The sequence below is a fragment of the Pedobacter boryungensis genome, from assembly GCF_013204825.1.
In the GTDB taxonomy this organism is placed as follows: Bacteria; Bacteroidota; Bacteroidia; order Sphingobacteriales; family Sphingobacteriaceae; genus Pedobacter; species Pedobacter boryungensis.
In genome coordinates, this window is sequence record NZ_JABMKV010000001.1 from 368,191 (window position 1) to 390,547 (window position 22,357).

Annotated in this window: 20 protein-coding genes and 1 tRNA gene; 18 read left to right on the plus strand and 3 right to left on the minus strand. The window is 33.1% G+C overall.

Annotated elements, in window-relative coordinates; all coding sequences use genetic code 11:
• Nucleotides 1–28 precede the first annotated feature (28 nt).
• Together HQN85_RS01655 and HQN85_RS01660 are read left to right on the plus strand one after the other, a co-directional pair.
• Nucleotides 29–1,309 (plus strand): DUF2851 family protein, encoded by a 1,281-nt coding sequence (locus tag HQN85_RS01655; protein ID WP_173268610.1) that lies wholly within the window; start codon nt 29–31, stop codon nt 1,307–1,309.
• Nucleotide 1,310: 1 nt separating this feature from the next.
• A complete protein-coding gene (locus HQN85_RS01660; protein WP_173268611.1) occupies nt 1,311–1,532 on the plus strand; it encodes a PspC domain-containing protein in 222 nt (73 codons plus the stop codon).
• 57 nt (nt 1,533–1,589) lie between these two features.
• Here the strand turns inward: HQN85_RS01660 and HQN85_RS01665 are convergent, their stop codons facing one another.
• On the minus strand, nt 1,590–2,246 hold the full coding sequence (locus HQN85_RS01665; RefSeq protein WP_173268612.1) for an ankyrin repeat domain-containing protein: 657 nt from the start codon (nt 2,244–2,246) through the stop codon (nt 1,590–1,592).
• Nucleotides 2,247–2,541: 295 nt separating this feature from the next.
• Here HQN85_RS01665 and HQN85_RS01670 point away from each other — a divergent pair, with 295 nt between their 5' ends.
• The 15 genes from HQN85_RS01670 (at nt 2,542) to HQN85_RS01740 (ending at nt 18,794) form a co-directional block, all read left to right on the plus strand.
• Entirely contained in the window at nt 2,542–5,085 is a 2,544-nt protein-coding gene (locus HQN85_RS01670; protein ID WP_173268613.1) for an FtsK/SpoIIIE family DNA translocase, read from the plus strand.
• A gap of 53 nt (nt 5,086–5,138) precedes the next feature.
• On the plus strand, nt 5,139–5,789 hold the full coding sequence (locus HQN85_RS01675) for a LolA family protein (RefSeq protein ID WP_173268614.1): 651 nt from the start codon (nt 5,139–5,141) through the stop codon (nt 5,787–5,789).
• A 104-nt stretch (nt 5,790–5,893) separates the two neighbouring features.
• Nucleotides 5,894–6,658, plus strand: coding sequence for an MBL fold metallo-hydrolase (locus HQN85_RS01680; protein WP_173268615.1), 765 nt, complete (start codon nt 5,894–5,896; stop codon nt 6,656–6,658).
• Between the two features lie 18 nt (nt 6,659–6,676).
• Nucleotides 6,677–6,760, plus strand: a tRNA-Leu gene (locus HQN85_RS01685).
• A gap of 161 nt (nt 6,761–6,921) precedes the next feature.
• Nucleotides 6,922–8,628 (plus strand): PAS domain-containing protein, encoded by a 1,707-nt coding sequence (locus HQN85_RS01690; RefSeq protein ID WP_173268616.1) that lies wholly within the window; start codon nt 6,922–6,924, stop codon nt 8,626–8,628.
• Nucleotides 8,629–8,793: 165 nt separating this feature from the next.
• Nucleotides 8,794–9,288, plus strand: a complete 495-nt coding sequence (locus HQN85_RS01695) for a DinB family protein (RefSeq protein WP_173268617.1) — start codon at nt 8,794–8,796, stop codon at nt 9,286–9,288.
• 14 nt (nt 9,289–9,302) lie between these two features.
• Nucleotides 9,303–9,821: a DinB family protein gene (locus HQN85_RS01700; protein ID WP_173268618.1), complete on the plus strand. Its 519-nt coding sequence runs from the start codon at nt 9,303–9,305 to the stop codon at nt 9,819–9,821.
• An 80-nt stretch (nt 9,822–9,901) separates the two neighbouring features.
• A complete protein-coding gene (locus HQN85_RS01705; RefSeq protein ID WP_173268619.1) occupies nt 9,902–10,294 on the plus strand; it encodes a DoxX family membrane protein in 393 nt (130 codons plus the stop codon).
• Between the two features lie 78 nt (nt 10,295–10,372).
• Nucleotides 10,373–10,642 (plus strand): hypothetical protein, encoded by a 270-nt coding sequence (locus HQN85_RS01710; protein ID WP_173268620.1) that lies wholly within the window; start codon nt 10,373–10,375, stop codon nt 10,640–10,642.
• A gap of 89 nt (nt 10,643–10,731) precedes the next feature.
• Nucleotides 10,732–11,166, plus strand: coding sequence for a DUF2147 domain-containing protein (locus HQN85_RS01715; RefSeq protein WP_173268621.1), 435 nt, complete (start codon nt 10,732–10,734; stop codon nt 11,164–11,166).
• An 81-nt stretch (nt 11,167–11,247) separates the two neighbouring features.
• Nucleotides 11,248–12,264 carry a WD40/YVTN/BNR-like repeat-containing protein gene (locus HQN85_RS01720; protein ID WP_173268622.1) on the plus strand — a complete coding sequence of 339 codons (1,017 nt, stop codon included), beginning with the start codon at nt 11,248–11,250 and terminating at the stop codon, nt 12,262–12,264.
• Between the two features lie 112 nt (nt 12,265–12,376).
• Entirely contained in the window at nt 12,377–12,961 is a 585-nt protein-coding gene (locus HQN85_RS01725; protein WP_173268623.1) for a TetR/AcrR family transcriptional regulator, read from the plus strand.
• A gap of 33 nt (nt 12,962–12,994) precedes the next feature.
• Nucleotides 12,995–14,164 (plus strand): efflux RND transporter periplasmic adaptor subunit, encoded by a 1,170-nt coding sequence (locus HQN85_RS01730; RefSeq protein WP_173268624.1) that lies wholly within the window; start codon nt 12,995–12,997, stop codon nt 14,162–14,164.
• Between the two features lie 42 nt (nt 14,165–14,206).
• A complete protein-coding gene (locus HQN85_RS01735; protein WP_173268625.1) occupies nt 14,207–17,380 on the plus strand; it encodes an efflux RND transporter permease subunit in 3,174 nt (1,057 codons plus the stop codon).
• A gap of 10 nt (nt 17,381–17,390) precedes the next feature.
• Nucleotides 17,391–18,794 (plus strand): efflux transporter outer membrane subunit, encoded by a 1,404-nt coding sequence (locus HQN85_RS01740; RefSeq protein ID WP_173268626.1) that lies wholly within the window; start codon nt 17,391–17,393, stop codon nt 18,792–18,794.
• 69 nt (nt 18,795–18,863) lie between these two features.
• Here HQN85_RS01740 and HQN85_RS01745 read toward each other — a convergent pair whose 3' ends face one another.
• A complete protein-coding gene (locus tag HQN85_RS01745; protein ID WP_173268627.1) occupies nt 18,864–19,586 on the minus strand; it encodes a LytR/AlgR family response regulator transcription factor in 723 nt (240 codons plus the stop codon).
• Entirely contained in the window at nt 19,583–21,079 is a 1,497-nt protein-coding gene (locus tag HQN85_RS01750) for a sensor histidine kinase (protein WP_173268628.1), read from the minus strand. Before HQN85_RS01750 ends, HQN85_RS01745 begins: the two co-directional genes overlap by 4 nt.
• Nucleotides 21,080–21,460: 381 nt before the next feature.
• Between HQN85_RS01750 and HQN85_RS01755 the strand changes: the two genes are divergently transcribed.
• Complete coding sequence (locus HQN85_RS01755) at nt 21,461–22,357, plus strand: ABC transporter ATP-binding protein (protein WP_173268629.1); 897 nt, start codon at nt 21,461–21,463, stop codon at nt 22,355–22,357.

Sequence of the window (22,357 nt, forward strand, 5' to 3'; positions counted from 1 at the left end):
GAATCTATTTTATTGTATAATTTCATTCATGAACTTTCCTGAAGAATTTTTGCATTTCATTTGGCAATTTAGATTATATGGCTCCCAAAAATTATACACCACAGATGGTGATAATATTGAAATTATACAGCAGGGAATTTTAAATAAAAATGCTGGGCCCGATTTCAATAATGTCAAACTAAAAATAAAAGATACCACTTGGGTTGGAAATGTTGAAATTCATATTAAATCATCGGATTGGTTAGCACATAAGCATTATCTTGACAGTGCTTATGAAAATGTAATTTTACATGTAGTTTATGAAGATGATATACCTGTTTATCGAAAAGATGGGACATTGTTACCTGTTCTTTTATTAAAAGGGCTTTTTCCATCAAATCTTTTAAATAATTATGAGCAATTAATTACTTCGGCTTATAATTTTCCATGCGAAAAACAAATTCACGAAGTAGATGAATTTCAAATTAATGGATTTTTATCTCGTGTATTGGTAGAACGTTTAGAACAAAAATCTACAGAAGTTAAAGAGAAATTGAATGTTTTAAAAGGCGATTGGGATGAAACATTTTATCATTTTATGGCCAAAAATTTTGGATTTAAACTGAATGCTATTCCTATGGAGATGTTGGCTCAATCTTTACCACAATACTTATTTGCTAAGCATAAAGACAATCCATTACAAATTGAGGCTTTAATTTTTGGTCAGGCTGGATTTTTAAATCAGAGTTTTGAAGATGAATATCCAGAACAACTTAAAAGAGAATATCAATTTTTGCAAAAGAAATATAACCTTCAGCCTATAGATATTTCACTCTGGAAATTTATGCGTACTCGACCACAGAACTTTCCAACGCTGAGATTAGCTCAATTTGCCGCATTGATTGTGAACTCTAATCATTTATTTTCTAAAATTTTGCTGATTAAAAATCATAAAGATTTGGAACGAATTTTCGAAAATTTACCTGTTCATCCATTCTGGAAAACCCATTATCATTTTAATAAAAGCACAGAAGATGTTAGTGTACAATTAGGCAAAAAATCAATTCATAATATCTTTATTAATACTTTGAGTTTGTTTCTGTTTACTTACGGAAAAGTAATGGATCAATACAGATTGATAAATAGAGCATTTGCTTTATTAGAAAATTTATCTGCCGAAAACAATGTAATTATACAACAATATATCGCTGCGGGAGTTAATATTATGAATGCCTTTAACTCGCAAGCAATATTACAGCTGAAAAAAACATATTGTAATGAAAAAAAATGCTTAAATTGTGTTATCGGAATTAAAATCTTAAAACAATAAAATGTTTCAACGTATTGTTACCTTTTTCGAACAGCAAAGTTTTGGAGTTTCTACTTATTTAGCAAATAAGTTTAATATGAGTACAAGTAAAGTACGTTTATTCTTTATCTATTCGTCATTTTTGGCAGTAGGATTTCCAATTCTATTTTACATTTTAGCTGCCATAGTTTTAGATATCAGAAACTATATGAAAAAAGTAAGGTTAAGAGTTTGGGATATTTAGAGAGTTTAAAGTTGTAGGATATAAATTTGAACTTTGTCCTTTTAATTTTATGCTTCTTTAATCTTCAGGCATTAAAATCTCCGCAATTTCATGAAATCCTTTTTCTTCTGCTAAATCTGCTGGTAATTTACCACCCTCCATACGTAAAGAAACTTCAGCACCATGTTCTAATAATAAGATAATAAGCTCGATATTACCTAATTGAGCTGCAGAATGCAAAGGTGCAACACCAGATTTTTGACAAACATTTGGATAAGCTCCAGCATCTAATAACATTTTAGTAATGTTAAAATTATTCGCAGCTACCGCAGAATGGATTGGGAAAACATTAAAACCGTTTTTACTAGGAATATTTACTTCGGCACCTTTTAGAACTAAAAATCTGGCAATCTCTTCATGTCCAAAATAACAGGCAAGCCCTAGTGGCGTAAAACCATCAACAGAATAAGAATTTATTAATTGTGGATCTTTGAAAATTAATAAAGTAACATCATCAAATTTTCCAATTGCACAAGCCTCAAAAATATTTAGATCTTGAGCAAATTCTGCAATTACATTTGCTATTTCTTGTTTTTTATAATAACAAGCTAACAAAACTGGAGAAATTTGATGAGAAGTAGTCTTAATTGCTAGCTCTGGTTTTTGAGTAAGCAGAGCAGTAAGTTCTTCAATCTGATCATTTTCTATAAGTGCTTCGAGATGCGTAATATCCATTATAAAATAGTTTTAAAACTTATATGTTAAATTAACAAAAATAAATTGAGATTTTCAGATGAAAAAAATCCTGCTCAATAAATATCAAGCAGGATTAACCTAAAACAAAACTATTCAAACCGATATTCTTCAGCTTTTAATTATGACAATTGTTTTGAAAGAAAGTTTAATGTGAGATAATAATTTAGGAAAAGGCTTTTGGCAATTCAAAATAATTTGTTTAAATCGTATTCGTTTTATACATCACAAACAAGTATATGTTTTATATTTGTTGATTAAATATAGTAAACGAAAGATGTCGCTAAGGGGAAATCAATTCAAATCCAATTCATTTAAGCAGGAAACTGGACAAGCAAAAACTGGACAGAAACAAACTACAAGTAAAGCGCCCCGAGCTAAGGCTGATATTTTACCTTCTTTTGATTTACAAAACGGTAGATTGGTTAAAATAGTTGGACTTTTCTTCCTTATCATTTCTATTTACTTTTTGGTTGCATTTACTTCTTATTTATTTACTTGGCAAGAAGATCAGAGTTACGTAATTGATGCAAATGGCGGTTGGAGTAATCTATTTAAAACAGTAGATGAGCTTAAAAATAATGGTGTAGATGCACCAGCCATTCAAAATTGGCTAGGCAAAATTGGTGCCTTACTGTCACATCAATTTATATACGAATGGTTTGGAATTGCTTCATTCCTTTTCGTTTTTGTATTTTTTGTAATTGGTTATCGTTTATTATTTAAGGTTAAAATTTTCGCAATTGAGAAAGTTTTAGGTTATAGTTTTTTCTTTTTACTATTTATTTCTTTGGCCTTTGGTTTTGGACATTCATTCTTTACAGATACACCACACTTTCTAGAAGGAGAATTTGGGTATTGGAGTAATAAATTATTGGTTGCTCAAATTGGACAAGCAGGTGTTGGTGGATTAATTGTCTTTTTAGGATTAACTATTTTAATTATTGCCTATAATATCGATTTTAAAATACCAAAACGAAATAAGGAAGATGATTTTTTGCCAGTTGTTCCAACTGATATAGAATTAGAAAATGAAGATAAATCTGAACCCGTTGAATTTAGCATTAATGATAGGTTTAAAAACGAACCTAAAAAAGATCAAAATATCGTTTTAACACCTAATCGATTCGAGAAGATAGAAGAGGATGAAGAAGATGTAATTGCAGCTCCATTAGGTACAAATGTAATGTTAACTCCAACCGCTGCTGTAGCTGCAACTCCTCTTGAAGTTTTACCAGAACCTTCTTTTAGTATTGAGAAAAGTGAGGATGAAGTAAAAGCCGATGGATTGGTTGAGCAGTTTGGTAATTACGATGAGAAATTAGACTTATCAGGATATCAACACCCACATTTAGATTTGTTAGAAAATTATGGCACTAACAAAATTTCAGTAAATGCCGAAGAATTAGAAGCTAATAAAAATAAAATTGTAGAGACTTTAAATCATTACAATATCGAGATCGATAAAATTAAAGCGACAATTGGGCCAACGGTAACTTTATATGAAATTATTCCAGCTCCTGGAGTTCGTATATCTAAAATTAAAAACTTAGAAGATGATATTGCACTGAGTTTGGCTGCCTTAGGTATTCGTATCATTGCTCCAATGCCAGGTAAAGGAACAATTGGTATTGAAGTGCCAAATCAGCATCCAGAAATGGTATCCATGCGAAGTATATTAAATACAGAAAAGTGGGCTACAAATACCATGGATTTGCCGATTGCTTTAGGAAAAACAATTAGTAATGAGGTTTTTATCGCCGATTTGGCTAAAATGCCACACTTATTAGTTGCTGGTGCAACTGGCCAAGGTAAGTCGGTTGGTATAAATGCTATTTTAGTTTCATTGTTATTTAAAAAACATCCAGCACAGCTGAAGTTTGTATTAGTTGACCCGAAAAAAGTAGAATTAACTTTATTTAATAGAATTGAAAGACACTTTTTGGCCAAATTACCTGGTGAAGCCGATGCGATTATAACCGATACTAAAAAAGTTGTAAATACTTTAAACTCGCTGTGTATTGAAATGGATCAGCGTTATGATTTGTTGAAAGATGCACAAGTAAGAAATTTAAAAGAGTACAACGATAAATTCATCAAGCGTAAACTTAACCCTAATAATGGGCATAGATTTTTGCCTTTCATTGTGTTAGTGGTGGATGAGTTTGCAGATTTAATGATGACAGCTGGTAAAGAAGTAGAAGCGCCAATTGCTCGTTTAGCACAATTAGCCCGTGCAATCGGTATTCATTTAGTTTTAGCCACACAACGTCCATCAGTAAATATCATTACAGGTACAATTAAAGCGAATTTCCCAGCTAGATTGGCATTCAGGGTACTTTCAAAAATCGATTCAAGAACTATTTTAGACAGTGGCGGTGCCGATCAGTTAATTGGTAGAGGGGATATGCTTTTATCAACCGGTAGCGACTTAATAAGGCTACAGTGTGCTTTTGTTGATACACCTGAAGTTGACCGCATATCAGAATTTATTGGTAACCAACGTGGCTATCCTGATGCTTATCAATTGCCAGAATATATAGACGAAAATGCAGAATCAACCCGAGGTGATTTTGATCCAGATGATAGGGATCCTTTGTTTGAAGATGCAGCACAATTGATTGTAACACATCAACAAGGCTCTACTTCCTTAATTCAACGTAAAATGAAATTGGGTTACAATAGAGCTGGTAGAATTATTGATCAATTAGAAGCCGCAGGAGTTGTTGGCCCGTTTGAGGGTAGTAAGGCACGAGAAGTTTTATTGCCAGATCAATATGCTTTGGAACAGTTCTTGAATAACCTAAACAACAAACAATAGATGTATCGCTGCTAACCAGTTTTGAAGTGTTGTTAGCACATAATTTAAAAAACATGAAAAAGATAATAGTAGGATTAGTAGTATTAAGTGCATTTAGTTTTACAGCAAATGCGCAAACAGATGCAAAAGCGAAAGCGATTTTAGCAGAGGTAAGTAAAAAATATCGTTCTTACGATGTGGTGAAAACAGATTTCACATTTACATTGAACAATGCACAAGCTAAAGTCAAAGAAACTCAGCAAGGTACTTTATATGTAAAAGCAAATGCAAATAAATATAAAGTTGCAATGACTAATCAAGATTTGATTAGTGATGGTAAAGTTCAATGGACTTATCTTAAAGGTGATAAGGAAGTACAAATCTCTAATGTAGATAATAGTGGAGATGCTATTAATCCAGCAAAGATTTTTACCATTTATGAAAAAGGATTTAAATATTTATATACTGGCGAGAGCAAAGTTGGAACTAAAGTGTATCAAATGATAGATTTATCTCCAACAGATGCTAAAAAATCAGTCTTTAAAATTCGTTTAAGTATTGATAAGGTTTCTAAGCAAATTGCCAATGTGGTTATTTTCGAAAAAAATGGAAATACTTATACATATAATGTGAAAACTTTCTCTCCTAATGTAAAAATACCAGAAACTACATTTGCTTTTGATGCTAAAAAATATCCAGGTGTTGAGGTAGTGGATTTAAGATAATTAATACAATTTACATGTTAAAAGGGTTTGGACACTGTTCAAACCCTTTTTATTTTACCGCTTTTTTAAGTATTATTGCTAACCTTAAAACATATTAAAATAGTTTGAAGATCACATTTTTAGGTACAGGTACATCACAAGGCATTCCAGTAATTGGATGTAATTGTTCTGTTTGCCAATCTACAGATAAACGTGATAAAAGATTGAGAGTTTCAGTGTTGGTGGAAACTGAAGATAAAGTTATTGTAATTGATAGTGGCCCTGATTTTAGATATCAAATGTTAAGGGCAGGAGTAAAAGATTTAGATGCTATTCTTTTTACCCACGAACATAAAGATCATGTTGCAGGCTTGGATGATATCAGACCTTTTAATTATATACTAAAAAAAAGAATAGATATTTATGCAGTTGAAAGAGTACAGGAAGCTTTAAAAAGAGAATTCTCCTATATATTTGCTGACACCAAATATCACGGCCTGCCACAAATAAACCTCCATACAGTAACAGATAAACCCTTTAAAGTAGGAGAAACAACTATCACTCCAATTGAGGTTTTGCATTATAAATTACCAGTACTGGGTTATCGATTTAAAGATTTCACCTATATTACTGACGCTAAAACAATTTCTGAAGAGTCTTTAGAAAAAATAAAAGGAAGTAAATATTTAGTGATAAATGCCCTTCAAAAAGAAGATCACATCTCTCATTTTACTTTAAAGGAGGCAATTACTTTCGCGAGTAAAGCTGGTGCCGAAACTACTTATTTTACACATATGAGCCATAACTTAGGTTTGCATGCCGATATTGAAAAAGAATTACCGTCTTACATCAAATTAGCATATGATGGTTTAAGTTTTGAACTAGATTGATATATTTGCATTCCATTTATCCAGGTGGCGAAATTGGTAGACGCACCAGCTTGAGGGGCTGGCGCCCTTAGGGGTGTGGGAGTTCGAATCTCCTCTTGGATACGAACAAAAGCCTTCTTATTTGAGAAGGCTTTTGATTTTCTTTAACATTCCTTATTCTGAGAGCATAGGTTCAATCAATTTAGGTAATGTGATTTTTCATGCGATAATATCTAGAACATTCACTAACTTACAAAAGACCAATCTACTGTGAGTTACCGAGTATGAATAACACCGATCTATACAATCTTTTTGAACTATCTCCAGTGCCTATGTGGGTATTTGAAGTGAAGAGCTTACGTTTTTTAGATGTTAATGTTGCTGCAACAATAGAATATGGATATACAAAAGAAGAGTTCCTTTTAATGGATATAATGAGTATTCGACCCATTGAAGATGTATCAGAAGTAAAGGGTATAGTAGAGGAAAATTCAAAAACAGGATCATTTTTTAGAAATGTGTTTCGACATCTTACTAAGAATGGAAAATTACTTTATGTACAAATAGCAAGCAATGCTATTAACTATAAAGGTGTTCCAGCTAGATTAGTATTGGCAGTAAATGTAACTGAAAAATTTGAGGTTCAGCAAGCACTTTTGGTGAATGAGCGTCGCTTTAAGGCACTAGTGCAGGACGGCTCGGATATGATTACAATTATTGATAAAGAATTTAGGTACAGTTACGTTAGCCCTGCTTCCCAAAGAGTGTTTGGGGTTTCACCTGAGTTCTTTATAGGAAAGAAGGCTTTTGATTTTATTCATAAAGACGATATAGCACGGGTAGAACAAGAAGCAGTGGAAATATGGAACAAGAAGACGATACAGTTATCACCTTATCGTTATAAAGATGCAGTGGGCGGATGGTTATGGATTGAAACGAAGGCAACTAATCTATTTGATGATCCTGCCGTTGCCGGAATAGTATGTACTTCAAAAGATATTACTGAAAGAATTATAGCAGATCAACGAGTTGCAGAAAATGTAGAACGATTTAATATTGTTTCAAAAGCTACAAGTGATGTAATATGGGATTGTGATATCAAACAGGGAACTATTTTATGGAATAGGGCAATTGATGGTATTTTAAAGCATCAATCGAAAGAACGAACCAGTCTCGATTGGTGGAAAGAACACATTCATCCTCAAGATCGAGATCGGGTCATGGTAAAACTCGAAGAGCATATTTCTAAAGGAATCTCAAGATGGATGGATGAGTACAAATTTTTATGTGGGGATGGCACCTATAAAAATATCTTTGATAGAGGATTTGTGATGGTTAATGATGCAGGAAAAGCTTATAGGATGATTGGAGCAATGCAAGATATTACAGATAGAAAAAGAGAAGAGGAGTGGTCCAAACTATTAGAATCCGTAGTCGTAAATACCTCAGATGGAGTGCTCATTACGGATACATCTAGCCCCTCTCCAATAATTATTTATGTCAATCAGGCTATGGTAGAAATGTCAGGATATACTAGAGAAGAGTTGATTGGCAAATATCCAGATGTTCTTCATGGTAGTAATACTAGTCAGGTCGAACTTTTAAAATTAAAATCAGCGATTGAAACTCGAACTTCTACTAAGGTAGAATTAATAAATTATACCAAAAATGGCGAGCAATATGATGTCAGTGTGAGCCTAACGCCAATTTTTGATGAGGATGGCCATTTGATGAGGTGGATTAGTATTCAACGCGATGTTAGTGAGCAACGTAGATATGTGGAGCAAATAGAGGAAAAAAATAGGAAACTTCAAGATATCAGCTGGTTGCAATCGCACGTAGTACGTACACCTCTTGCCAGAATAATGTCGCTAGTAGAATTACTAGAAAATACTGATGCAAGCCCACAACAGCTTGAACTTTTAACGTATATGAGAACTTCTTCTGATGAACTTGATCGAATTATTAGGGAAATAGCTAATACCAATTAATCAACAGGATATTTTCTTAATACGCATTACAATCTAATTGATGATCCCAATAACTTCTAACCCTCAACTCCTCGAGTCTTAATCACCCCCTAATGTTGACTTTTTTGCCAACCATTTTTCAATTAAAGTTGCCATATCTTAGTATAACCTTAAATCAATTTAAAAATGGAAATAAAACCAGTAAGCAATCGCCTATATGCACTCATCGTATTATACGATATGAATACAAGCTTTTTCATTAGTGCTATTGACGGCATTTCTGATGAAGATGCACATCAGCGTTTAAATACAAAAGCTAACCATATAGCATGGATTAGTGGAAGTTTAGTAGAAGAAAGATATGAATTAGCAAAACTATTAGGCTTAGATCTAAAACAAACTGCCCACGAACTTTTTGCAGATCATAAAGGCATTCAAGAAAATGAAACATATCCAGCATTAGCTGATTTTAAGAAAGATTGGGAAAAAATCTCTCCAATTTTAAGAGAGAGACTGATGCAAACTACCGAAGAACAATTAGATAAAGTATTAGAATTTCCAGGTATGAGTTTCCCTATGTTCGAAATGGTTTCGTTTAACACCTATCGCGAAGCAAACTGCATTGGTCAAATTGCATTATGGCGCAGATTATTAAATTATGATGCAATGAAATATATGTAATTAATAAATACGTTATGATAGCAACAACACAAGTTCTAAACGATTTCAATACAACCTTTTCCGATTTAGAAAATGCAATTTCATTAGTTGAAGAAGAAGATTTTAATTGCATTCCTTTTCCAAATAGCTGGACAGCTGGACAGGTAGTACAACACATTATATTAGCTAGTGCGGGCTTTTCAGAAGTTCTAAATGCAAAAGTTAAACCTAGCGATAGGGCTGCAGATGAATTAATTCCTAGAATTAAAACTGACTTTCTAAACTTTGATATAAAAATGAAGTCTCCAGATTTTATCTTACCAGAGGAAAAAATGTATGATAAAGTTGACCTATTGAAAACGATAAAGGAAATTAAAACTGATATTAACAAACAGATAGAAACCTTAGACCTTACTCAAACATGTTTAGCTTTCGAATTACCAGTTTACGGCTTTTTAACGCGATTAGAAGCCATTTACTTTGTAATCTATCATACACAAAGACATTCACATCAATTAAATAACATAGCGATTGCTTTGTCTAATAAACCATAAATCTTAAAAAAATTCAACTGAAAACTCAAGATAATTTTTAAAAAATGAATTATCTTGTAATAAACTTAAACTAAATTAATATGAAAATCGCAATTATCATTGTTAGAAGCCTACTCGGCTTAATGTTTGTTTTTGCTGCAGTTGTCGTTCTTTTTAAAATTCCAATGGAACAACCACCAATGACACCCAGTGCAACAGCTTTTATGACCGGCTTAATGTCAGGGAATTATTTTATGACATTACTGAAAGTGATTGAATTAGTTTGTGGTATTTTACTGCTTATTAATTTTTGGGCACCATTGGCAACTGTAGTATTATTTCCAATTACCGTTAATATTCTGTGCTTTCATGCATTTCTTGATGAACCTAAGAATTTGCCAAGTGCATTATTTTTAATTGGAGCGAACTTGTTTTTAGCATACGCATATCGTAAAAACTATGCAGGACTATTAATGTCAAAACCAATTCAATAAAATCCGTTACAAAATTGTAACGTTTCACCTGTCGATGGTCTAAATAAAAGATAATCGACAGGTAATAAAAAATAAATCATGGTTGAAGTTTTTAAAACAGATGTAGTAAACTGTAATGATGCACAAAAGCTGATTGATCAGCTACATGAAAACTTTAATGGATATCTCGCAAACTTCGATTTGGAAGATTGCGATTTAATTCTCAGAATTGAATGTTCTACTAGCCTAATAAATGCTAAATCAATTATTCAATTTTTAAAAGAAAGAGGATTTCATGCAGAAGTTTTACCCGATAATCTGGAACCTAACTTTGCTACATTCCAAAACCTACGTGTTTCTGAACAATAAGATCATAATTATCTATTGTCCGAGTTAAATTGTAAATTTTATTTTTAAAACCTATTTATTAACTTTATGAACAGTTAAAACCTATCCCTATGCTCAAGAACTTATCTTTATTATTCGTATTTGTTAGTTGTACGCTCTCCGTTTTTGCACAAAAAAAAGACGATATTTTAGGTAAATGGGTCAATCCTACGGGCGAAGGTCAAATTGAAATTTATAAAAAAGCTGATAAATATTGCGGCAAATTAGTTTGGATTAAAGAACCAAACGATGATAATGGGAGACCAAAATTGGATATTAAAAATCCAACAGCGAGTTTACGTTCAAGACCAGTGATGGGACTAGAAATATTGAAGAATTTTGTTTTTGAAGATGGAAAATGGACTGATGGAACAATTTATGACCCTAAAACAGGTAAAACCTATAGCTCTAATCTATCAATAAAAGAAAACGGTCAATTAAATATTAGAGGATATATTGGTATTTCGATCATTGGAAGATCAGAAAGTTGGAAGAGAGTAAAATAAACTTTCTTATCTTCATCTGGTTAATTCAAACAACAACGCTACCGTAAACCATCATAACCATTGATCACAAATAATCTACATATGAAAAATATTTTCTGGCTTTTATTACTTGTTTCTTCTTTCAGCTATGCGCAAAGCTATACATTAAAACCATTAACATCCGGTAAAAACACAAGTATGCGTGGTTTATCAGTTGTATCAGATTCTACAGCATGGGTAAGTGGCAGTAACGGACAGGTAGGTAAAACCTTAGATGGTGGTAAAACTTGGGAATGGACTCAACCAAAGGGGTATGAAAAATTAGATTTTAGGGATATTGAAGCATTCGATCGTTTAAAAGCAATTGTGGTAAACGCAGGCTCTCCCGCTTACATCCTTTCTACCATTGATGGAGGAAAGAGTTGGAGAGAGGTTTACAAAAACACAGATTCAGCTATTTTTTTAGATGGAATGGGTTTCTGGGACGAACAACAAGGAATTATTTTTGGCGACCCAATTAACAATAAAATGCAGCTTTTAAAAACCACTGATGGCGGTTTAACTTGGCAGGATATTTCAAAGAACTTAAAGAAAGATTTAAAAGTTGGCGAAGCTGGTTTTGCTGCAAGTGGAACAACCATAAGAACCACAAAAGATGGCAAGGTATGGATTGCCAGTGGGGGATCGACGTCTAAAATTTATTATTCTAACAATTATGGACAAAAATGGAAAGTGTACGACTGCCCAATTATACAAGGGGAAAGTAGCACAGGACCATTTTCAATTGCATTTTATGATGCAAAAAAAGGAATTGCAGTTGGGGGTAATTACTTAAAGGATAAAGAAAGTATAAATAATGCTGTTCTCACTACTAATGGTGGTAAAACATGGTCTAAGCCACAAAAATCTGTGAGTGGTTATCGTTCTGCTGTAGAGTATATTACAGATCAATTGTGCTTTGCAACAGGCTCTTCAGGTACAGACGTTTCTACTGATGGCGGCAAAAATTGGACAAATATTTCTACCTTAAACTTCAATGCTATTCAAAAAGCGAAAAACGGTAAGTTAATCCTGTTAACTGGAAATAGAGGGCAGATTTATCAAATTACTTCTTTCTAAATCAAATTATCAATCCATTGTCATAAATGAGATACATTTTTGATAGACAGTGTGTCAATTTAATTATATCTCTACTTTTGTAGTTTAACAAAAATGTTAAACATAATTGTAAATGGCGCAGAGAGATACAGGAACAGAGCAATTAATTAAGGATACCGCTAAGCGGATTTTTTTTTCAGTAGGGAAATTACATGCTACAACGCAAGATATTGCAGATGCAGCTGGTGTAAATAGAACACTAGTTAATTACTACTTTAGATCACGTGATATTCTTTTTGAACAGGTTGCAGAAGAAGCCAGAGCAGAAATGTCAGAGCAATTGGAATCAGTTTTTTCTGCTAAAATCGAATTTAAAGAAAAAGTACAGCGATTGATTACAGTCTTTATGGATCAGGCTATTAAGTTCCCTTATAGAGAAATGTATGTGGTAACTGCATTTAAGCGTACAGATAAAACTGTTCCAGATGAAAAGAAGAACCGAATTAAGAAATTTCTAGCTGAAATAAAAGAAGAAATGGAACTTGGCCGAATAAAAAAAATGGATCCTAGACAATTTTTAATGAATTTATTTTCTTTAATGGCTTATCCATTAATTACGACATGCATAAATAAATCACTTTATAATATAAATGATAAAGAATATCTGAAATTAATGCAGGAGCGTAAGCAATTAATTTTCGACATGATATATCAATAATTAAATAGAAACACAAAAGCAACACCATATAAAATGAAAACAACAATTCGATTATCAATTATTCTATTTTTAGGGGCTATACTTGCTTCTTGCAGCGGCAAGGATGAAAAGGCAGCACAAGCAGCTGCAGCCGCAGGCGAACCTCAACCGTATCCTGTATTTGAAGTGAGTACTCAGAATACAACACTAGATTCTGATTATCCTGCAACAATACAAGGAATTCAGAATATAGATATTAGACCAAAAGTTGATGGTTTTATCGAAAGAATTTATGTGGATGAAGGTGCTTTTGTAAGAAAAGGTCAAATGTTATTTACAATTAATGCCCCACAATATGAGCAACAAGTAAGAACAGCCAGTGCTGCTATTAGTAGCGCAGAAGCCGATGTTAGTGCTGCTCAATTACAAGTAAATAAAACTAAACCACTTGTAGATAAAGACATCATCAGTAAGTATGAATTAGAATCTGCTCAATTAATATTACAAAGTAAAAGAGCTGCATTAGCACAAGCAAAAGCGGCTTTAGTAAATGCTAAAGTTAATTTAGGCTATACTAGAATTACAAGCCCAGTAGATGGAGTAGTTGGAAGTTTGCCTTTTAAAACTGGTAGTTTAGTAAGTGGTACAAGTACACAACCATTAACTACAATTTCAAATACATCTAAAGTATATGCTTACTTCTCATTAAATGAAAAACAGTTATTAGACTTCTCAAATATTTATAAAGGGAAAAATTTAACGGAGCAAATGAAAAATATTCCAGCTGTTAGTTTAATACTGGCTGATGGAACAGTATATGCTCAAAATGGAAAAATAGAATCTATAAATGGGCAGATTAATACAAGTACAGGTTCTGCCAGTTTAAGAGCTACTTTCCCTAATGCGAATTCTATATTAAAAAATGGTGCAAGTGCAATGGTTCGTATCCCTCAACACGTAAATGATATTATATTAATCCCTCAAAAATCTACAACAGATTTACAAGGAAAGAAATTTGTATACCTATTGGGAGATTCGGCTAAAGTAACTAATACTCCTGTGGAAGTAATGGAAATTACAAAAGGTAAGTTTTATGTTGTTACAAAAGGGTTAAAAGCTGGAGACAAAGTTGTTTTAGAAGGTTTTCAATCTTTAAAAGATGGAACAAAAATCAAACCTCAAGAGTTAAATGCTGATTCAGTATATGCTGAAATTAAAAAATAACTAGTTAATCCTTAAAAAACACATTTGTAATAAATCAAACGTATGTTTAAGAAATTTATAGATAGACCAGTTTTATCGACTGTGATATCAATTATCATTGTAATATTGGGGATACTGGGGCTAATTACCTTACCTGTATCTCAATATCCCGAAATTGCACCGCCAACTGTACAAGTTTCTGCATCTTATCAAGGTGCAAATGCAGATGTGGTGATGAATAGTGTTGTTATACCGCTCGAAGAACAAATAAATGGTGTAGAAGACATGACTTATATGACTTCTAGTTCTAGTAACGATGGTTCTGCATCAATAACAATTAATTTTAAGTTAGGTACAAATGCAGATTTAGCAGCCGTTAACGTACAAAATAGAGTTGCAAGAGCCAGTAGCTTATTACCTGCAGAGGTAACACGTGCGGGCGTAACTACCGCTAAACGACAAGCGAGTAATGTGTTAATTTTTGTTATCCATAGCGATAACCCAGAGTACGATCAAAAGTTTTTGCAAAACTATGCTAACATCAACATCATCCCACAAATTAAGAGGATAACAGGTGTAGGTGATGCAAGTTCATTTGGTCAGATGGATTATAGTATGCGTATCTGGCTTAAGCCAGAAGTTATGGCAACTTATGGATTGGTTCCAAGTGATGTAAGTGCAGCATTAGCAGAACAAAACGTTGAAGCCGCTCCAGGTCAGTTTGGAGAGCAAGGTGATCAATCTTTTCAATACACCTTAAAATATACAGGCCGACTTAAAAGTGAGCAAGATTTTAGCAATATCATTATCAAAGCGGATGCAAACGGACAAGTTCTTCGTTTAAAAGACGTTGCTCGTATAGAATTAGGTGCATTAAGTTATGCAAGTACTTCAAAATATAATGGAAATGCCTCAATTGGTATTGCTATTAACCAAACAGCGGGTTCTAACGCTAAAGAAGTAATTGAAAATTCAATTAAAACTTTAAATGAAGCCTCAAAATCATTTCCTAAGGGGATTCATTATACCTCTTTGGTAAATGTGAACGATTTCTTAGATGCATCAATTGAAAAAGTATTACATACCTTAATTGAAGCTTTTATTTTGGTATTTATTGTAGTATTTATCTTCTTACAAGATTTTCGTTCTACTTTAATTCCAGCAATTTCAGTACCGGTTGCGATTATTGGTACATTTTTCTTCCTCAGTCTCTTTGGGTTTACGATCAATTTATTAACCTTGTTTGCTTTGGTGCTCGCTATTGGTATTGTGGTAGATGATGCTATTGTAGTCGTCGAGGCCGTACATGCGAAGTTAGATCATGGTTATAAATCTGCAAAAAAGGCTACTGTAGATGCAATGGAAGATATTACAGGCGCAATTATCTCCATCACGCTAGTTATGGCTGCGGTATTTATTCCGGTAAGTTTTATTAAAGGTTCATCTGGGGTATTTTACAAACAATTTGGTTTAACGTTAGCCATAGCGATTATTTTATCAGCTATTAATGCATTAACGTTAAGTCCTGCATTGTGTGCTTTGCTTTTAAAGCCTCATAAAGATGATCATGATAAGCCGAAAAACTTTTTACAGCGTTTTTATATCGGCTTTAACACCTCATTCGATTTAATGACAAGCAGATATAAAAAATCAGTATCGTTCTTGTCTCGTAAAAAATGGATAGCTGGTGTAGGTATCTTAGCTTTTACAGGTATTTTAATCTGGACAATGAATACCACTCCAAAAGGATTTGTACCAAATGAAGATTTAGGTGTAATCATGTCTGATATATCCTTGCCTGCAGGAACATCACAAGAAGAAACCAAAGTAATCATTACTAAAATTGATGATATAGTTAGGGGTGTTCCAGAGGTTCAAAGTGCATTAAGAATTGTAGGTAGAAGTTTAATTAGTGGTTCAGGTAGTTCTTATGGTATGGTTATCGCGAGGCTGAAACCTTGGGATGAGCGTAAGCGTGATGTAAAAGCAATTATTGGCGAACTATTTGCTAAAACAGCGGGCATTAAAGGTGCAAAAGTAATTTTCTTCGCTCCGCCAACTATACAAGGTTTTGGTACAAGTGGTGGTTTCGAATTCCAATTGCAAGATAAAACCGGTGGTGATATCAATAAATTTAATGAAGTTGGAAATGCATTTTTAGGCGCTTTAGCCAAACGACCAGAAATTCAATATGCATCAACCTCGTTTAATCCGAATTTCCCACAATATCAAATAGATGTTAATGTGGCTAAAATTAAACAAGCTGGACTAACTGTTACTGATGTTTTAAGTGTATTACAAGGCTATTTTGGTGGAGTTTATGCTTCAAACTTTAATAAATTTGGAAAGCAGTTTAGGGTAATGTATCAGGCAGATGCACAATACCGTGCTAATCCAGAAAGTTTAAATAGCATTTACGTCCGTAATTCCAAAGGAGTAATGGCACCTGTAAGCGAATTTATTAATCTTGAGAAAGTTTATGGTCCACAAGCAATTTCACGTTTTAACTTATATACTTCTATAGCAGTAACAGGAGCGCCAAAACCAGGATTTAGTTCTGGAGATGCACTTAAAGCAGTACAAGAAGAAGCAGCACTACATTTGCCAGCTGGTTATGGTTATGAGTTCTCAGGTTTGTCTCGTGAAGAAATGGCAGGGGGTAATCAAACCATTTTTATCTTCTTGCTTTGCGTTATTTTCGTTTATTTCTTGCTCGCAGCACAATACGAAAGCTATATTTTACCATTAGCTGTATTAATCTCTTTACCAATTGGTTTAGCTGGTGTATTTATTTTCGATAAGATTTTTGGAGTTGATAATAACATTTATACGCAAATTACATTGATTATGTTGGTCGGTTTGCTAGCCAAAAATGCAATCTTAATTGTAGAATATGCGGTAGATAGAAGAAGAAAGGGAATGAGTATTGTTAACGCGGCAATTGAAGGTGCTACAGCCCGTTTACGTCCAATTTTAATGACCTCATTTGCATTTATATTAGGTTTATTACCGCTAATGCTTTCATCAGGAGTAGGAGCAGCCGGAAATAAATCAATTGGTACAGGTGCCGTAGGCGGAATGTTAATTGGTACTATCTTCGGAATTTTTGTAATTCCTGCATTATTTATCATTTTTCAAACCTTACAGGAAAAAGTAAGTAATAAATCTCCTTTTATAGAAGGCGTAGATGTAGAACCAAAATTAGAATTTCCGGAAGTTGATAACCGCGAACATTAATATTAAACACATGAATTTAAAATATAAACATTCACTTCTTATCATCTGCTTTGCAGTATTAACTTTAAGCGCCTGTGTTACTCAAAAATACGAGCACCCGAAAGTTGTTACCCAGAATTTATACCGTGATCAGAATACAACAGATACCGCAACAATTGCAAATTTACCTTGGCAAAATTTGTTTACCGACGCTAATTTGCAAACCTTAATTCAGCAAGGTTTAAATGAAAATTTAGACTTAAAGCAGGCAATTGAGCGTATTAAAATTGCACAAGCAAGTTTACAGCAAAGTAAATCAGCTTTTTTGCCAAGTTTGCAAGGCGATGTTTCCGTAACGGATGCAAAACAATCCAAAGCAGCGTTAAACTTTCCAGCGGGAGTAAATATTAACCTCGAAACACAAACATATAGGGCGCAATTAAGTACAAGCTGGGAAGCTGATATATGGGGTAAATTGAGCAGTGCCAAACGTTCGGCTTATGCAAGTTTACTACAAACAGATGCGGCAAAAAGAGCTGTGCAAACGCAGTTAATCGCAAACATTGCAAATACATATTACAATTTATTAGCTCTAGATAAACAGTTGGCAATTACATTGCAAACCATAAAAAGCAGAACCAATAATGTAGCAACCATGAAAGCTTTAAAAGATGGTGCAAAGGTGAATGGTGCTGCAGTTGTACAAAGTGAGGCAAATTTATATGCTGCAGAAGTTACAATTCCAGATTTGAAAAGAAGCATAAGAGAAACTGAAAATGCTTTAAACATTTTGTTAGCCAGAGCACCGGGAAGTATTTTGCGTTCTGATTTAGACAGTCAATCTGCTTATAGCAATTTAGAAACTGGAGTTTCTGCTCAATTATTGCAAAATCGACCAGATGTACAAGCTGCTGAATTTAGTTTTAGAGCTGCATTTGAAAATACGAATGTCGCGAAGACTTATTTTTATCCGGCCTTAACATTAACAGCAAGTGGTGGTTTATCTAGTTTGCAGTTGAAAGACTTCTTTAATAATTCTATTTTCTATAATTTAATTGGAGGATTAACACAACCAATTTTTGCGAAAGGTCAAAATAAAGCTCGTTTAACAACTGCACAAGCGCAACAACAACAAGCATTTTATACATTTCAGCAAACACTATTAACTAGTGGTCAAGAAGTTTCTAATGCTTTATATGCTTACCAAACTGCAACAGAAAAAGAAACAACCAGAGCTAAACAAATTGCTTCTTTAACCAAAGCTGTCGATTTTACCCAAGAGTTATTGCGTTACAGTTCAGCAACCAACTATACAGATGTTTTAACCTCAGAGCAAAGCTTATTAGCTGCTCAATTAAGTGGTGTAAGTGATAAATTACAAAAGCTACAAGCTGTAGTTAATTTATACCGTGCTTTAGGTGGTGGTTGGAAATAAGATTTTTCATTTTTAATTTCTAAAAGGTTCGTAGCAATGCGGACCTTTTTTGTACAATTCAATTTACAATTAATCTTCCATATCAAGCAGTTGCTTAATTACAGACTTGTAATTTTTACCTACAGGAATTTGTTGATTATTCTTTAAAAAAATGGTATTTCCCTCCACGTAATGGACAAATTTTTTATTCAGTATAAATGATTTATGAATGCGAATAAAAATTCCAGAGGGTAATTGCTCTTCAAAACTGCTTAATGTTCTTGGTGTCAATAAAAAATTAGAATCAATCCAAACCTTCACATAATTACCTAAGCTTTCTAAATAATGAATATCTTTTGTGTTAACCAATACATGCTTTTTATCCGATTTAATGGAAATCTGTTCATTTTCACCAGTCGGTAAGGAATTAGCAGTTTTAATTACTTGATTTTTTAAATTATAGTTTTCTAATGCACGATTAGCTGCTTTCAAAAATCTATCAAATCGAAAAGGTTTTAATAAATAATCACACACAGCTAAATCAAAACTTTCTAAAGCATATTCTTCGTATGCTGAGGTTATAATAACTAAAGGTTTACGTTGTAGAGTCCTCAAAAAGTCTAAACCATTTAATTTAGGCATTCTAATATCTAGAAATATCAAATCAACTGCAGTGTTACTTAAAAATTCAAACGCTTCAGTTGCACGATAACATTGCCCCGAAATTTGCAAAAAAGGAATATCCTTACTGTATTCTAAAATTACCTCATGAGCTAAAGGTTCATCATCTATAATTAAACAGTGTAAACTCATGATAATTTGAGATAGAGGGTTGTTTTAAATATAATATTATTTGAAGTAATATCTAATGAATAAGCGTTGGGATAGAGTAATTCTAAGCGTTTTTTTAAATTATTAAGTCCAATACCAGGTTTTGTAGCTGTTTTATCTGGTTCGATAGAATTTTCACAACTAAAGATAAGTTCTTGATCGGTACAACTTAACGATAAATTTAAAAAAGTAGCTTCTTCTGCTGGTTCAATGCCATGTTTAAATGCGTTTTCTAATAAAATAATGAGTAGCAATGGTGCAATTTGTATATTTTGATTGCTGATATGCTGTTTGAAATTTAAACTTAGCGGTTTTTTTAAGCGAATTTGTTGCAGCGCTATATAATCTTCTAAGTAATTAATTTCTTGGCTAATTGTAACTTTTTCCTCCTGCCCTTTGTAAATAGTATAGCGCATTAATTCTGATAATCTCAAAATGCTTTCAGGAGTTTTTTCAGATTTCTGGAGACTTAATGCATACAAGTTATTTAAGGTGTTAAAAAAGAAATGGGGGTTTAATTGCTGCTTCATTAAATCTAATTCGGTTTGCGATTTTTCCTTTTGTAAAGAAAGAATATGTGTGTTTTGAGCGCCCCATTGTATGGCTAGTACAATTGGTAAACTCAATGCAATTATTGCCATTGCACCAAAACCATTTTCTAATAAAAAAGGATTAAGCGAAAAAATATCCCTGCCAAATATCTGATTTATTGGTAATAGAATTAAGAGCTGCCCAATTATTGGATATAGAATAGCGATGCAAGCTAAAGCACTTAAGATATATAAAATAAGTCCTTTTTGCTTTAATATTTTAGAAACTAATAATCTGCTATTCACTATAAATAATAGATAGCCACACAGATACATAAATAGAAATTGGAGTGTAAAACTTAAGAAAGTCCAAAAATGAGTAATCAGCTTGGCTGGCGTAAATACAAACCCAATTAGCAGTTGTTCTTTTGTATCGAATTTAGGATTGCCAATACTTGATACTGCCATAGCTGAAATAACGATAGATAATAAAATGATACTCAATAAAACCGCATTTTCTAAACCTATTTTCTTAATCCATTTAATGTGTTGTACTTTTTTTAAATAATAAGAATTTGCTGATAAAACCAATTCAAGAGATACGTTTGCAAGAACAGCACCTATGAAAAGTGAAGGATCATAATTTGGAAATAATAAAATGCAGACATCTGTAATAATGGGTAGGCAAACTAAAAAACAACTCGTCCAATAAGTTAAAAACTGACGGCGAGTAAAATTGCTTAGTAGTGTTGATTTATACCACGAAAAAATAAACCCTGGTATTTGAATGGGAAGAAGTACTAGTAAAACCATTAAAAATGGTTTCCAGCTTTCGGCATCTTTTTCTTGGACCTGGAAAATTCCTATCCATAGCCATAAACCAACAAAAGCCAAAAACTCTGCACGCTTAAGTAGGAAATTAGATAAGCTAAAAGATTTATTCATGGTATTAAAGGAATGTGTTTTGGGTGTTTATCGTTTATTTTCAAGTATATGCATCTTTTTATAAAATCTCGTCATTGCGAGGCACGAAGCAATCTTAAAGCAGGTTATATATCTTTCTGACGTTGTAGGATTGCTTCGTGCCTCGCAATGACGAAAAAAGACACAAAACTCATGTTAAAATAATAAAAGAACGATAAATATCTTAATGGAGAAAATTTAAGTGATGAATGGCGGTTTATTCATGACGAAAGAATTTTTTATAAGAATTGTACAATTACAGGTCATACTAATATCATTCATCATCATTATCGCATCGTTCATCACATAAATTTATGTCATGTAAGTATGCCTTTTAATTTGCACTCATCTTATTCACATAACATGGCAAGACTTATTATACAAAACCTTAGCAAAAGCTATACAAATGGTGTAAAGGCATTAGATAATGTATCCTTAAATATTTCTAATGGGATGTTTGGTTTACTTGGTCCCAATGGAGCGGGAAAATCATCACTAATGCGTACGTTGGCGACGCTACAATTACCAGATACCGGTAAAATATTTTTTGATGGAAACAATGTACTCGAAAACCCTCAACAAATGCGTGTACAGCTTGGTTACTTGCCTCAAGATTTTGGCGTGTATCCTAAAATATCTGCTACTGAATTACTCAATCACATGGCAATATTAAAAGGCTTACAAAACACAAGCGAACGAAAAGAGCAAGTAATGGCATTACTACAACAAACTAATTTGTATGAGGTAAGAAAACGCTATGTAAGTACCTTTTCTGGCGGTATGCGCCAACGTTTTGGTATTGCACAAGCTTTATTGGGTAATCCGCAATTAATTATTGTTGATGAACCAACTGCAGGTTTAGATCCGTTAGAACGTAATCGTTTTCATGATTTGTTGAACGAAATTGGCGAACAAAAAGTAGTTATGCTCTCTACACACATTGTTGAAGATGTGAATGACCTTTGTCCAGAAATGGCTGTTTTAGCTAATGGGAAACTTATTTTGAAAGGTAAACCCGCAGATTTAATTTCAAAATTAAAAGGTCAGGTTTGGCATAAGGAAATAGAAAAATCAACATTAAGCGAATACACATCAACATACAATGTAATTTCTACTCGAATGATTGCAGGTAAAATACAACTATATGTATTGGCTGATAATTGTCCAGATGTAGATTTCGAGCCATTCAATCCAGGTTTAGAAGAAGTATATTTTGCAGCATTATTTGGCATTCAGAATAAGGAGGGAGTAGTATGTTAA